Genomic DNA, 14,298 nt, shown 5'->3' with positions numbered 1-14,298 from the left:
TTCCTCCTACTTGTAATTTTGATAGGTTATAGTAAAGTATTTCCAGATTGCCCTGGATGATACGTTCACCCTATACTGATTGCACCGAAAAGAAAGATATTCTCGGGCGCACACATTTATTTTACCATAAGAATATCTTTAGTCAATAAAAATATGGCAAATTTTCGGTATTTTTTTTAATTTACAGTTCACTCGTGTGTTCTGGCGGGCAAATTTCATGCTTGCATGAAAATTTGTTTGCAAGAACACACGAAGGGAGCGCCGAGAAATGAGCAAAAGGAGCTGCGCAGCAGCGGAAAGCGCTGAAAGCGCAGTTTTGCGAATGGCGCGGGTGAACTGTATCGTCTGTGCCCCTGTTATGTTTTATTATATCAGCTTTTGGTTACTTTTTACAGGGTTTTTTGTAATTTTCGCGTAAAAAAAGAAGTATCGCACAATTTTTTTCATTTTACGATACTTCTTCTTCTATTTTTCCCGGTAAATTTTCGGAATTGTTCGATTTTATGCTTTCAAAATTACGGTTTTGATTACGAAATACAGCAGCACAATCACACCGAGTACGATACGGTACCAGCCGAAGGCTTTGAAATCGTGCTTCTTGATGTACTGCATCAGGAATTTGATGGCAAAAATCGATACCGCAAATGCCACCAGCATGCCGACGATCATGATCGCCACCTCAACACCGGTAAAGGCAAAGCCGTGTTTTACCAGTTTTAAAAGGCTCGCGCCGAACATAACCGGAACGGCAAGGAAAAACGTGTACTCCGATGCGAGCTCTCTCGAGCATCCCAGCAGGATACCGCCGATGATGGTTGCCCCCGAACGGGAAGTTCCCGGTACGATGGAAAGGAGCTGGAAAACACCGATATACAGTGCATTTTTCCAGGTAATTTCTTTGATTTTCGTTGCAGACGGAGTTCTCGTCTTGTTGTAATTTTCAATAACGATGAATAACACACCATAGATAATCAGCATCAGGGCTACAACCACGTAATTCATCAGATGTGCCTCGATCCAGTCGTTGAATGCCAGACCAATGACAGCTGCCGGCAGGCATGATACAACAATCTTAAACCACATGATGATTTTGTCCAGATAACAGTAACTGTCTACAAAGTTCTGAACAGCGCCAAATACCTTGTTGTCGCTTGGATTGGCAAAATAGCTCCGGCTTCTGGCTTTACTTTTACCATGAAACGGCCAGAGATCCCAGAAATAGATGACGACAACCGCAAGGATTGCACCGAGCTGGATGACAACTTCAAAAACATTCTTGAAATCAGCTGTCACATTCAGCTTAATAAACTCATCTACCAGAATCATGTGGCCGGTGCTGCTGATTGGAAGCCACTCGGTAATGCCCTCTACGATACCCAGCAGGATAACCTTTAACCACTCAATGATGTTCATACGATATGTACCTTTCTCTTTTTGAATTGGATGCCCTTTTCTGGCATTCTATTAAAAATCTATCATACTTATGCTAAAAACACAAGCGCGTCACGTTTTCTTTTTTTGTAAAATCCATTCAAACCCACATTCGGCCAAAAAAGCTCTCTGCCGCTTTGTTTCTGCAGCAGAGAGCTTTTCTTTGCTTTATGCTTCTATCATGCTTATCTCTTGTCGATCGTTGCGATATCGATCAGGGTCAGCTTCTTCACATCTGTATTTTCCAGACTGGTTACGAGTGCGGTTGCGGTATCCAGAGAGGTCAGTACGTTGACACCTGTCTCGATCGCGTTCCGGCGGATGACGAATCCGTCTTTGGAGTGCTCAACACCCTGGGACGGAGTATCGATGACGAGATCGATCTTGTGGCCGAGGATCAGGTCCATCAGGTTCGGGGACGGCTGCTCGATCTTGTTGGTGCGGATCGCATTGACGCCGTTCTCGTTCAGGGCTTTCGCGGTATTTCTCGTCGCATAGATCTTGTAGCCGAGAGCCTGGAATCTCTGTGCGATCGGAACGATATCCTCTTTATCCTCATCCTTTACGGTGATGATCATGTTTTTATATTTCGGCAGGTTAATTCCGGCGCCGAGGAATGCTTTGTAAAGAGCCTCGTTGAAGGTCTTTGCAATACCAAGGCACTCACCGGTGGATTTCATCTCCGGTCCAAGGGCGATATCTGCGCCGCGGATCTTCTCGAAGGAGAATACCGGCATCTTGATGGCAATGTAATCTGCCTCTCTCTGCAGTCCCGGCTCGTAGCCAAGCTCGCGGATCGTGTGGCCGAGGATGACTTTCGTTGCCAGCGGCACGATCGGGATTCCGGTTACCTTGCTGATGTATGGCACGGTACGAGAAGAACGCGGGTTGACCTCGATGACGTAAACATCCTCACCGCATACGATGAACTGGATGTTGATCATACCGATGACATGCAGGGATCTTGCCAGACGTTTCGTATACTCTACGATAGTGTCTTTTGCATGCTGGCTGATGCTCTGTGCCGGATAAACGGAGATACTGTCTCCGGAGTGAACGCCGGCGCGCTCGATGTGCTCCATGATACCAGGAATCAGAATATCGGTGCCGTCGCAGACTGCATCAACCTCGATCTCCTTGCCCTGCAGATATTTATCAACCAGGATCGGATGCTCCTGTGCGATCCGGTTGATGATGCCGATAAATTCATCGACGTCCTCATCGCTGATGGCGATCTGCATACCCTGTCCTCCAAGGACGTAGGACGGGCGGACGAGTACCGGATAGCCGAGCTCGTTGGCTGCTTTTTTCGCCTCTTCTGCGGTGAATACGGTGTGTCCCTTCGGACGCGGGATTTCACACTGCTCCAAGATCTCATCGAACAGCTCACGGTCCTCTGCGGCATCTACGTTCTCTGCAGATGTTCCAAGGATCGGCACACCCATTTTCAGGAGTGCTTCGGTCAGCTTGATCGCGGTCTGGCCGCCGAACTGTACAACGGCTCCGTCCGGATGCTCGATGTTGACGATATTTTCTACATCTTCCGGTGTCAGCGGCTCGAAATACAGTTTATCTGCGATATCGAAGTCGGTGCTGACGGTCTCCGGGTTGTTGTTGATGATGATGGTCTCATAGCCCTCTTTCTTGAATGCCCAGGTACAATGTACGGAGCAGAAGTCAAACTCGATACCCTGTCCGATACGGATCGGGCCGGAACCAAGGACGAGGACTTTCTTTCTGTCGTTTGTCTCGACAGCTTCGTTTTCGCCGCCGTATACGGAATAGTAATACGGTGTGGTTGCTGCGAACTCAGCGGCACAGGTATCTACCATCTTGTAAGCTGCGGTGATATCATACTGTTTTCTTAACGCTTTTACTTCTTCTTCGGTCTTTCCTGCCAGTTTTGCCACCAGGTAATCCGGGAACTCAAGGCGTTTTGCTTCGCGCAGAAGATCCTCATCCAGCTCTTTGGCCTGTAATGCCTGCTCCATCTCAACGAGGATAGCCAGCTTATCGATGAACCATACATCGATTTTGGTGATCTCGTGGATCTCGTCGTAGGAGATGCCCTGACGAATCGCCTCTGCGATTCTCCAGATTCTCATATCATCTACGATGTGAAGCTCTTCGATCAGCTCGTCTTTGGACAAGTGGCTGAAGTCATAGGACATCAGGGAATCTACGTGCTGTTCCAGGGAACGGATGGCTTTCATCAGCGCGCCCTCGAAGTTGTTGCAGATACTCATAACCTCACCGGTTGCCTTCATCTGTGTGGTCAGGGTACGTTTTGCACTGATAAACTTATCGAACGGCAGACGCGGGATTTTTACAACACAGTAATCCAGCATCGGCTCGAAGCTTGCGTAGGTTTTTCCGGTAATGGCGTTCGGGATCTCATCCAGAGTGTAGCCAAGTGCGATCTTTGCAGCAACCTTTGCAATCGGATAACCGGTCGCTTTGGAAGCCAGTGCGGAAGAACGGCTGACACGCGGATTTACCTCGATAACACAGTACTCGAAGCTGTCCGGATTCAACGCATACTGTACGTTGCATCCGCCGGTGATGCCGAGCTCGGTGATGATGTTGAGTGCGGAAGTACGCAGCATCTGATACTCTTTATCTCCCAGGGTCTGGGACGGTGCTACGACAATACTGTCTCCGGTGTGAACGCCGACCGGGTCGATGTTCTCCATGTTGCAGACGGTGATGCAGTTTCCTACGCTGTCCCGCATTACCTCGTACTCGATCTCTTTCCATCCGGCGATACATCTTTCAACGAGTACTTCGCCGACACGGGAAAGACGGAGTCCGTTCGAGAGGATCTCGATCAGCTCTTCTTCGTTGTAAGCGATACCGCCGCCGCTTCCGCCGAGGGTGTAAGCCGGACGCAGTACAACCGGATAACCGATCTTGTTGGTGAAATCGATACCAGCCTGTACATCATGGACAACCAGGGATGCCGCTACCGGCTCGCCGATTTTTTCCATGGTATCTTTGAATTCCTGACGGTCCTCTGCTTTTTTGATGGTCTGTGCTGTGGTACCGATCAGGCGTACGTTGTTTTCTTTTAAGAAGCCTTTTTCTTCGAGTTCCATCGCAAGGTTCAGTCCTGCCTGGCCTCCCAGAGTCGGAAGAACGCTGTCCGGTTTTTCCTTCTGGATGAGCTGCTCTACCACTTCTACGGTCAGCGGCTCGATGTAAACGCGGTCTGCGATGTCTTTATCGGTCATGATGGTTGCCGGGTTGGAGTTCAGAAGAACAACTTCCATTCCCTCTTCTTTCAGGGAACGGCACGCCTGTGTTCCTGCGTAGTCGAACTCTGCTGCCTGTCCGATGACGATCGGACCGGAACCGATAACCAGAACTTTTTTAATATTCGGATTCTTTGGCATTATTTGTTACCTCCCATCATCTCAAGGAATCGATCAAACAGGTATCCGGAATCCTGCGGGCCAGGGCATGCCTCCGGATGGAACTGTACGGTAAAGATGTTTTTGCCGACGTATTTGAGTCCCTCGTTGGTGCCGTCGTTGACGTTCACAAAGGCCGGAACTGCCACATTCGGATCCAGGGTATCGGTATCTACGACGTAGCCGTGGTTCTGGGAAGAAATGTAAACTCTTCCGGTTGCCAGATCCTTGACCGGGTGGTTTCCGCCGCGGTGGCCGTATTTCATCTTGTGGGTATCTGCGCCGGTAGCCAGTGCCATCAGCTGATGTCCAAGACAGATTGCAAAGATCGGTACATTGGAATCGTACAGTTTTTTAATCTCTTTGATAATGGATACGCATTCTTTCGGATCTCCAGGGCCGTTGGACAGCATGATTCCGTCCGGATTTGCGGCGAGGATCTCTTCTGCTGTAGTAAGCGCCGGATAAATGGTCACTTCGCATCCGCGCTCATTTAAGGAACGTGCGATGTTGTTCTTTGCGCCAAGATCCAGAAGTGCAACTTTAAAGCCTTCTCCTTTTAAAACTGATTTTTCAGAGCAGGTTACCTTTTCTACAACTTTTCCGGTATTATACGCTTTTAATTTTGGAATAATTTCATCGAGGTGATAATTTTCGTTGGTCGTGATCATACCGTTCATGGTACCTTTTTCACGAAGAATTTTGGTGAGAGCACGAGTATCGATTCCGGCGATTCCGGGAATATCGAACTTTTTCAGGAAATTCTGAATGGTGTCCTGGCAACGGAAGTTGCTGGGGAGACGGGATAATTCTCTTACAATATAGCCATCCGGCCAGGGTCTTAAGGACTCCTGATCATCATAACAAATTCCATAGTTTCCAATAAGAGGATACGTCATACATACTGCCTGTCCCGCATAGGATGGGTCGGTCAGCACTTCGAGATATCCAGTCATGGATGTATTAAATACGATTTCACTGATCACTTCTTTTTGTGAACCAATGCTGGTTCCGGTAAAGACATGCCCGTCTTCTAAGATTAGAAAAGCTTTCATCATTCCACCGTTTTCCTTTCTTTTTCGTTCGGTTTTGAGTTTGTATGAAATATGCATCTCATACTTTAATCTTTCAGATTCTATCACAACCAGGGAAACATTTCAACTATTTTTGTCGAATTACGGAAATTTCTTTTCTGGAAAAATAAAAATACCCTGACGGAAAGTTTCCACACTTCCCATCAGGGCAATCCGAATTGGTCCACCGGACCAATTCTTGATACGCAAAGCAAAAAAATAATGCAGGAGATGGGACTTGAACCCACACGATCTTGCGACCACAGGCACCTGAAGCCTGCGCGTCTGCCAATTCCGCCACTCCTGCATTTCTTAGTTGTCTTAGCGGTTGTCCGCTTGACAAGATAGATAATAACAGCTTTCTAAAGAAAAGTCAACACCTTTTTTGAAAAAATTTTAATTTTTTTGATTTTATGAAAAATATGGATAATAGCGATAATTTTAAACAATTTTACACTGTCTGAGATTCGTCTGTTTTTCTTTCCCCGTCTGCACATCTTCTCCGCACAGAAATAAAAAGACCCTGCCGGGAAGTTTCTGCATCATTCCAGGCAGGGTAATCCGAATTGGTCCATCGGACCAATTCTTGATACGCAAAGCGAAAAATAATGCAGGAGATGGGACTTGAACCCACACGATCTTGCGACCACAGGCACCTGAAGCCTGCGCGTCTGCCAATTCCGCCACTCCTGCATTTCTTGTCTTGCAGCTCTCATGTGCCGCTCAACAAAACATATATTACCAGATGATTCCGAATCTGTCAACAGCTTTTTTCAAATTTTTTCAAAAAATTTCAAATTTTCTTTTTTGCCCCGAAAAGCCCGCCATCCGCAGGGCTTTTCGTGAGATCCTGCATCACCTGGACTCCCGGCAGGAAATTGCCGTCAGCAGCGCAAGTCCGAAGAAAATACAGAAATCAGAAACATTGAACACAAGTCTGCGGAACTTCTCCGGTCCAAACCGGAAGCTGACATAGTCGGTCACGTAACCTCTCTTATGCCGGTCATACCAGTTCGACATGCCGCCGCCAATCGTAAGCGCAAGCCCAAGCTTCTTCGCCTTACACTTACGTCTGCCCGCCAGCGCTCCGAGACGCGCCCACAGTCCGGACAGCAAAAAGAAGGTGAGAATTTCCACCTTCTTCGTGCTGTCCGCGAAGCCGCCGCCCGCTACGCCGCGGTTATGACATTTCCGCAGGACAATATGTCCTTTGCAGACCGGGATCTGCTCATTTTCCTTTAACTCCTCTTCTGCCTTCTTTTTCAGGCATCCGTCTGCAAGGAAAACCGCTCCCGGCAGCAGGATCCAGATCATTCCTCTTCCGGTACCTCTGCTTCTTTTTCAGGCTCTTCTTCCGGCGCTGCTGCTTCGGTTTCTTCTGCTTTTTCTTCCGGTTCTACGTGTACAAACTCGGCATCCTCCGGCTCATCTTCCTTCTCCGGCATAGCAGCACCGCAGCGCATGCAGAAAGCTGCATCTTTCGGAACACTTGCGCCGCAGGCCGGGCATACGATGCGGCCTCTCTTGTTTGCCACATCTTCCTTGCAGTCTGCAATCTCTTTTTCCAGATCGGTGATATCTTTGCAGAAGCCGGCAAGATTCTCGTCGAATGCTTCGCCGTTCAAATAGCGGTTGTAGATGATCTGTCCGATATCCTGGTAATTCTTCTCAATCTGATCCTCGAGCGCATGCTGACGGGTGCGGATCTTCTGAATTTCTACGAATTCATCTGTTTTCTTTCCCACAGTATCCACTGTTTTTTTCAGTGTTTTACTTAAATTTCCAAAAAAATCCTCTGCCATAGTTAAAACCCTCTCTTTCTTATCTCTTATTTCAAGAAAACGCCAGTTTCACGTCTGCTCCGCTGTGTTTTCCAGTTACCTTATTTCTGCTCTAACTTTGGAACTTCCTGGCCGCGCAGGAGAATCGTCGGCCCGCCGGTCTTTTCAATATAGTCTTTTGTGATGATAACCTCTCCGATGCTGCTGTCCTTTGGAATCTCATACATGATATCCAGCATGAAATCCTCGATGATCGAACGGAGTGCTCTCGCACCGGTATCTTTTTCCAGCGCTTTTCTTGCAATAGAGCGAAGTGCATCATCATCAAATTCCAGTTTCACCTCGTCGAGTTCGAGCAGTCTCTTATACTGCTTCAGGATCGCATTTTTCGGTTCTTTTAAGATCTCGACCAGCATATCCTCATTGAGACTCTCCAGCGTAAATACGATCGGCAGACGGCCAAGGAACTCCGGCACCATACCGAAAGTCCGAAGGTCTTCTAAGGTCACCTGTGACAGCAGGTTCTTATCCCCATCATACTTGTCCTTCAGATCCGCCTGGAAGCCAATGGAAGCTGTCTTGTTCAGACGCTCCTTGATGATGTCCGTCAGATCCGGGAAGGCACCGCCGCAGATAAAGAGAATGTTTCTGGTATTGACGGTCTCGAGCGGAACCATCGCATTTTTGCTGTTGGCTCCCACCGGAACTTCGATGTCGCTGCCCTCGAGGAGCTTCAGCATTCCCTGCTGTACGGCTTCTCCGCTGACGTCTCTCTGGTTTGTATTTTTCTTTTTCGCAATCTTGTCGATCTCGTCGATGAAGATAATACCGTGCTCCGCGCGCTCCACATCGTTGTCTGCGGCCGCTAAAAGCTTAGATACCACGCTTTCAATATCATCGCCGATATAACCCGCTTCGGTAAGGGATGTGGCGTCCGTGATGGCAAGCGGCACATCTAAGAGGCGTGCCAGTGTCTGCACCAGATACGTTTTTCCGGAACCGGTCGGTCCGATCATCAGCATGTTGGATTTTTCGATCTCGATATTTCCGTCCTGCGGTGCAAAGACACGTTTGTAATGGTTGTAAACGGCAACCGACATGACTTTCTTTGCACGTTCCTGGCCGATGACGTATTCGTCAAGCATCGCCTTGATCCGGTGCGGCGGCGGAATGTCCTTGATGGAAAATTCTTTTGTTTTCTTCTTTTCTTCTTTTTTCTTTACCCGCTGCCGGTTCGGGATCTGGTTGGAAAGCCCGGAGAGATCGAACATGCCGATATTCGGCATGTTGTTCATATTATTCATCATCTCATTGATCTGGCCCGGGTTCTGGTTCATGGTATCAAAGCTCTTCTGCATGCAGTCCGGGCAGATATTGATGTTTCCCGGAAGGGTAATCATCTTTCCGGCTTTGCTCTCCGGTCTGCGGCACATGAAGCAGACTTTTTCATAAGTATCTTCTGTATGATGGTCAGAGCTTTTTGTTTCCGCCTTCGTTTCGTCCGCGGTACCGTCCACTCTGTCTTTCTCTTCTGACATGATTTTTCAAATTCCTTTCTGTAATAGATCGCTTGGTCTAGCTTGATTATAGCCCAAAAGCCATAGGGTCACAAGTAAAAACTTTCTTAAAAATTACCAACTTTTTTAAGAATTTTACGAATTCAAAAAATTATATCAAAAAATGCAGAAAAAGGCGGACAGCCAGGCGTTCATATTCCTGTGCTGTCCGTCTTTTTTCTCTTAGGAAATAGTTATTTCGAGTTTTTATCTGTTGCCAAACGGATTCTGAATACCCTGGTCATTCTGATCGGATCTTCCGGTTCCATCGTTTGTGGTTCCGTTGCTGCTTCCGCTCGTCTGCGGCATATCTGCTGCAGAGCCAAGGGTCAGCGTCAGTGTTACTTCTTTGTACTCACCGTTATCCGCGCGCTGTACGGTGACATCTACAGTCTCGCCTGCCGCATAATAGGTCAGTGTCTCTTTTAAGCCTTTGGCGTTCGAGATGCTTCTTCCATCAAACGTGGTGATAACATCGCCTTTCTTGAAGCCCGCATCGGCTGCCGGGCTGCCGTCCACAACGCTCATGATGCAGACACCGGTCGGAATACCGTAGTTCTGGGAAACATCTGCGCTGACATCCGCCATGTTGATTCCGATATAAGCAGCCTCATCATCGCTGACTTTGTATCTTGTTGTCAGGTTCATCAGGTTCTGCAGAATCGGCTCCGCTTTCGAAATCGGGATCGCAAAGCCCATGCCCTCGACCTGTGTGGAGCTGTATTTTGCTTCGTTAATGCCGATCAGCTCACCGTTCATGTTCAGAAGGGCGCCGCCGCTGTTTCCAGGGTTGATGGCTGCATCGGTCTGGATCAGTCCCTCAGAAGTAATCGTCTCGCCGGTACTCTCATCCTGACTGGAGATCGTACGGTCTTTTGCACTGATATATCCGCTCGTCAGGGACTGGCCGGTTCCCAGTGCATTTCCGATTGCCACAACCTGATCACCGACCTCAAGGTCATCGGAATTTCCCATCACGGCAATTTTGATCTGGCTCTTTGTCTCGTCCTTGATGTCGGAAAGTTTTACTGCAACAACAGCAAGGTCATTGTCCGCATCGGTACCTTTGATCTGGCCTTCTACCGTCTCATCGTCGATAAAGCTGACGGAAAGAGACGTTGCACCGCTGACAACGTGGTTGTTTGTCGCAATCAGGAGCTCATCGTCGTTCTGTCCGACAATAACTCCGGTTCCGCTTGCAGGAACTTCCTGGCTTGTGGTTCCGAAGAATGTCTCAACTTCTTCCACCGTTGTCGTAGAAATTGCTACCAGAGACGGCATCGCACTCGATGCAACATCTTTCACGGACATCTCGCCGGTTGCTTTTACGGTATCGGAGGTATCACTGCTGTCTGCTGCCGTTGTTGTGGTGGTCGTCGGAATTGTAACTTCCTGCTTCTGCTCTGTTGCTGTACCGATCACTTTCGTACCGACTGCTGCAGTCCCAATGAAAACACCGCCTGCCACGAGTCCGAAGCACGCTGCCATGGCAAGTGTCATGCCCCATTTTTTTGCGGCTGACATTGGTTTTTTCGCTTTCTTTTTGTGATCCTGCGGCTGCGGAACGGCAGAAAACTGTGGTTTTTCCTGCTTCGGAGCACTCTGTGTCTGTGACTGGTACTGATAATGTTCTGTCTTTGCAGAAGATGTCTGCTCTGCCTTTGCCTCCGACGGGTCCGGTTTTCCGGTGTAGGAAGCGCTGTTATTCTCCTCGCCGGTCTTTCCGCTGATTTTCGGATTCACCCAGCTGTAGGTTGTCTTTTTCTTTTCTTCCGCCTTCGGCGCTTCTGCGGTTTCCTGCGGTTTTTCCGTCTCTGCCGCACTCTGCTCTGCTGTCGTTTCTGCTTTTACTTCTTCTGTATGCTCTGCAGCTTTGGTTTCCTCTGCTGCCTCACCATTTATTTCTTCTTTTTTGAATTCTTCACTCATGGCTGATCCCTCTTTCTCTTTTCTATCTCAGGCACCAATACACAGTGCTCTTATTTCTTTCTTCATTTTCTACTGCCTATTGTACGTTAGAATTGTGTTGAAACTGTGATAATTTTGAAAAAAGAGGAATTTTATGCTGCGGTTTTTATTCTACCGTAACGGATTTCGCCAAGTTTCTCGGTTTATCCACATCGAGGCCTCTGCCGATCGATACGTAGTAGCCAAAGAGCTGCAGCGGAATGATCGCCAGGGAGTTTGCAAAAATCGGATTTGTCTCCGGCAAGTAAACTACGTAGTCGGCTACTTTTTCCACTTCTGTATTGCCAACGGTCGTTACCGCCATAACAAACGCGCCTCGTGTCTTCACTTCCTGAATATTGCTGATCGTTTTCTTGTAGAGCTCCGGCTGGGTCAGCACGGCTACGACAAGGCGTCCGTCCTCAATCAGGGAAATGGTTCCGTGTTTCAGCTCACCGGCTGCATACGCCTCGGAATGGATGTAGGAAATCTCTTTCAGCTTCAGGGAGCCCTCCATCGAGATTGCATAGTCGATGCCGCGTCCGATGAAAAAGACGTGTTCTGCCGCAAGATAACGGTTGGCAAAACGCTGTACGTTCTCCTTGTGGGACAGCAGCAGGGAAATCTGCTCCGGCAGGCGCTCAAGGCTCTGGATCATTGCATCGAAGTCATTCTGTGAAACGGTTCCGCGTACTTTGGCAAACTTCATCGCCAGAAGATACTGCGCGATAAGCTGTGTGCTGTACGCTTTCGTTGTCGCAACAGCGATCTCCGGACCGGCCCAGGTGTACATGACATTGTCTGCCTCTCTTGCAATCGAACTTCCAACTACATTTACGATGCCAAGGGTACGCACGCCCTTTTCTTTTGCAAGGCGGAGAGCCGCGAGGGTATCGGCCGTCTCACCCGACTGGCTGACGATGACCACGAGCGTATTTTCCGGCAGAATCGGATCACGGTAGCGGAATTCGCTTGCCAGATCTACCTCAACCGGGATTCTTGCCAGCTTTTCGAAGATGTATTTTGCGGTTACACCGGTGTGATATGCAGAACCACAGGCAACAATAAAGATCTTGCTGATTGCACGGATCTCTTCGTCCGTCATGCCAAGCTCCTCGATCACTACGTCACCATTCTTGATGCGTGGGGTCAGCGTATCTTTTACGGCTTTTGGCTGCTCATGCATCTCTTTCAGCATAAAATGCTCATAGCCGCCTTTCTCTGCGGCATTCATATCCCATTCGATGTGCGTAGGCTCCTTTTGCAGCTCCTCCTCATCGATATTGTAAAAATGAAGGCCGTCTCGGGTCAGCTTGACAATCTCCTCATTTTCCAGAAAATAGACATCTCTTGTATATTTCAGTACAGCCGGAACGTCGGATGCAATCAGGTTTCCGCTCTTACTTGTACCAACGATCAGCGGGCTGTCTTTACGGACCGCATACACCTCATCCGGATGGTCGCGGAACAGGATACCCAGTGCATACGATCCCTCCATACGGTGCATAACCTTTGTGATCGTTGCAAGCGGATCGCCGTTATAATAGTAATCCAGCATATGGGCAATTACCTCGGTATCTGTCTCCGAAAGGAACTCATATCCTTTGGACATCAGTTTTTTCTTTAATTTCAGATAATTCTCAATAATTCCATTGTGTACAACGACAATCGAGTGGTCTTTATTGAAATGCGGATGTGCATTCAGATCGGAAGGTGCCCCATGCGTTGCCCATCTCGTATGTCCGATTCCTACGGTACCCGGAAGTGTCGCTCCATTTTGTGTCATTTCCTCAAGCACCTTCAGACGGCCCATTGCTTTCTGCATCTGAATTTTGTTTCCATCGTATACAGCAATTCCGGCCGAATCGTATCCGCGGTACTCCAGCTTTGACAATCCGTCCAGCAGCACCGGGGCAGCCTGGCAGGTTCCAATATATCCAACAATTCCACACATAGATTTTTTCCTCCTAACAGTAAAAGGCGGCACCCTTGTTCTGTTTTCAGGTTATGCCGCCTTCTAATTTCTTGTTCTTTACTTTTTTACCACTCTGCTCCGTTCTCTGTCAACCTTATGGAGCATTTCGTATTTACTTACAAGATCTTTTTATTTTTGTTTTTTACTTTCACTTATCTTCTATTTCGTTTTTTTCGTATCTTTCCGTGATATTCCCACCATGTTTTGTTTGAGGTACACCAGCGGATTACACTGTCCGGAAGGCTTTTGTATCGTTTTCCGAGGAAGTAGCCCACATATTTGAATCCGCTTTGAAAGAATAAAGTGACGAGCAGCCACGGCTTATGAATTTTGCAGACGTAGGATGCCGATTTTTTCACCATACGGATTCCCTCACTCTCAGACGGATACGCATCAAAGATCTCCGGATGCTGTGCCTGGGATACACCGAGGTCGAAATTGCGGTGAAGCTGTGCCAGACAACCGTAATTGTGGGAATGTACCACCTTCGCATCTGCCGCATAGGCAATCGCATAGCCCGCCTGCACAAGATGCCCGGCATAGATCATATCTTCGTTAAACAAGGTGCTTTCTACAAATCCACCCAGCTCTTCATATGTCCTGCGGTCATACATTGCACAGACATTGGAACAGAAAAAAGTCTTAACACCAAGTTTTGGCAGATCACCGGCATCCTTGATATCACTCTCGTCCGGATAGTTAAAGCCTCTCGTAAACCGTTCCAGTGTACGGCAGTCATCCCGCGGAAGCTGCCGCGCATAGGCCGCCTTCACATGCGGCAGTGAAAATTTTTCCACCAGATGTTCCACGCACGCATTATCGTACGGCATGGCATCCTGGGTCATAAAAAGTAGAAGATCCGCATCTGAACTTTCTGCCATCTCCCTTCTCGTTCCGCCGTGGTCGAACTCGCTCGGCTGAATATGCTCCACCATAATCTTGTCTGAAAGCTGCTCCCACGCCGGATTCCAGAACTTTTTCCCCGTATTCACGACCCGGATCGAACGGATCGGGTAAGTCTGTTTTAAAAGGCGGGGCAGAAGTTCTGCGAACTCCTGCCCTGGTTTATACGTTGGTATCATGACATCAACGGTATATTGACTCATCTTGTCGTATTCTCCCTGT

At 48.2% G+C, this 14,298-nt stretch carries 9 protein-coding genes and 2 tRNA genes; all 11 read right to left on the bottom strand.

Annotated features, from left to right (window positions below; all coding sequences use genetic code 11):
• Positions 1–501 precede the first annotated feature (501 nt).
• The 11 genes from DWZ44_RS05365 to DWZ44_RS05315 all read right to left on the bottom strand — a co-directional run bounded on the left by DWZ44_RS05365 (position 502) and on the right by DWZ44_RS05315 (position 14,279).
• A complete protein-coding gene (locus DWZ44_RS05365; protein ID WP_117804384.1) occupies positions 502–1,413 on the bottom strand; it encodes an undecaprenyl-diphosphate phosphatase in 912 nt (303 codons plus the stop codon).
• Positions 1,414–1,616: 203 nt separating this feature from the next.
• A complete protein-coding gene (gene carB, locus DWZ44_RS05360; RefSeq protein WP_022462958.1) occupies positions 1,617–4,823 on the bottom strand; it encodes a carbamoyl-phosphate synthase large subunit in 3,207 nt (1,068 codons plus the stop codon).
• The gene (locus tag DWZ44_RS05355) at positions 4,823–5,896 is read right to left on the bottom strand and encodes a carbamoyl phosphate synthase small subunit (RefSeq protein WP_055219571.1); all 1,074 of its coding nucleotides are present in this window, start codon (positions 5,894–5,896) and stop codon (positions 4,823–4,825) included. The genes carB and DWZ44_RS05355 overlap by 1 nt, the downstream gene beginning before the upstream one ends.
• A gap of 241 nt (positions 5,897–6,137) precedes the next feature.
• Positions 6,138–6,221, bottom strand: a tRNA-Leu gene (locus tag DWZ44_RS05350).
• A gap of 302 nt (positions 6,222–6,523) precedes the next feature.
• Positions 6,524–6,607: transfer RNA gene (locus DWZ44_RS05345), tRNA-Leu, on the bottom strand.
• A 162-nt stretch (positions 6,608–6,769) separates the two neighbouring features.
• Positions 6,770–7,228: a signal peptidase II gene (locus tag DWZ44_RS05340; protein WP_117509221.1), complete on the bottom strand. Its 459-nt coding sequence runs from the start codon at positions 7,226–7,228 to the stop codon at positions 6,770–6,772.
• Positions 7,225–7,716, bottom strand: a complete 492-nt coding sequence (locus DWZ44_RS05335; RefSeq protein ID WP_117509222.1) for a zinc-ribbon domain-containing protein — start codon at positions 7,714–7,716, stop codon at positions 7,225–7,227. Before DWZ44_RS05335 ends, DWZ44_RS05340 begins: the two co-directional genes overlap by 4 nt.
• Before the next feature lie 80 nt (positions 7,717–7,796).
• Positions 7,797–9,233 carry an ATP-dependent Clp protease ATP-binding subunit ClpX gene (gene clpX / locus DWZ44_RS05330; protein ID WP_055219393.1) on the bottom strand — a complete coding sequence of 479 codons (1,437 nt, stop codon included), beginning with the start codon at positions 9,231–9,233 and terminating at the stop codon, positions 7,797–7,799.
• Between the two features lie 225 nt (positions 9,234–9,458).
• Positions 9,459–11,180 (bottom strand): trypsin-like peptidase domain-containing protein, encoded by a 1,722-nt coding sequence (locus DWZ44_RS05325; RefSeq protein ID WP_242991108.1) that lies wholly within the window; start codon positions 11,178–11,180, stop codon positions 9,459–9,461.
• A 145-nt stretch (positions 11,181–11,325) separates the two neighbouring features.
• Positions 11,326–13,152: a glutamine--fructose-6-phosphate transaminase (isomerizing) gene (gene glmS / locus DWZ44_RS05320; RefSeq protein ID WP_117509223.1), complete on the bottom strand. Its 1,827-nt coding sequence runs from the start codon at positions 13,150–13,152 to the stop codon at positions 11,326–11,328.
• A 173-nt stretch (positions 13,153–13,325) separates the two neighbouring features.
• Positions 13,326–14,279, bottom strand: a complete 954-nt coding sequence (locus tag DWZ44_RS05315) for a glycosyltransferase family 2 protein (protein WP_117509224.1) — start codon at positions 14,277–14,279, stop codon at positions 13,326–13,328.
• Between the last annotated feature and the right edge of the window lie 19 nt (positions 14,280–14,298).

This window comes from Blautia sp. AF32-4BH, from assembly GCF_003460565.1.
Classification (GTDB): Bacteria; Bacillota; Clostridia; order Lachnospirales; family Lachnospiraceae; genus Fusicatenibacter; species Fusicatenibacter saccharivorans.
This window is presented reverse-complemented; position numbering and strand designations above follow the sequence as displayed.

Excerpts from the sequence above, each read along its gene's own strand:
- DWZ44_RS05355 (WP_055219571.1), bottom strand. The coding sequence starts at position 5,896 with ATGAAAGCTTTTCTAATCTTAGAAGACGGGCATGTCTTTACCGGAACC.
- glmS (WP_117509223.1), bottom strand. The coding sequence starts at position 13,152 with ATGTGTGGAATTGTTGGATATATTGGAACCTGCCAGGCTGCCCCGGTG.
- DWZ44_RS05365 (WP_117804384.1), bottom strand. The coding sequence starts at position 1,413 with ATGAACATCATTGAGTGGTTAAAGGTTATCCTGCTGGGTATCGTAGAG.
- carB (WP_022462958.1), bottom strand. The coding sequence starts at position 4,823 with ATGCCAAAGAATCCGAATATTAAAAAAGTTCTGGTTATCGGTTCCGGT.
- DWZ44_RS05315 (WP_117509224.1), bottom strand. The coding sequence starts at position 14,279 with ATGAGTCAATATACCGTTGATGTCATGATACCAACGTATAAACCAGGG.
- DWZ44_RS05340 (WP_117509221.1), bottom strand. The coding sequence starts at position 7,228 with ATGATCTGGATCCTGCTGCCGGGAGCGGTTTTCCTTGCAGACGGATGC.
- clpX (WP_055219393.1), bottom strand. The coding sequence starts at position 9,233 with ATGTCAGAAGAGAAAGACAGAGTGGACGGTACCGCGGACGAAACGAAG.
- DWZ44_RS05325 (WP_242991108.1), bottom strand. The coding sequence starts at position 11,180 with ATGAGTGAAGAATTCAAAAAAGAAGAAATAAATGGTGAGGCAGCAGAG.
- DWZ44_RS05335 (WP_117509222.1), bottom strand. The coding sequence starts at position 7,716 with ATGGCAGAGGATTTTTTTGGAAATTTAAGTAAAACACTGAAAAAAACA.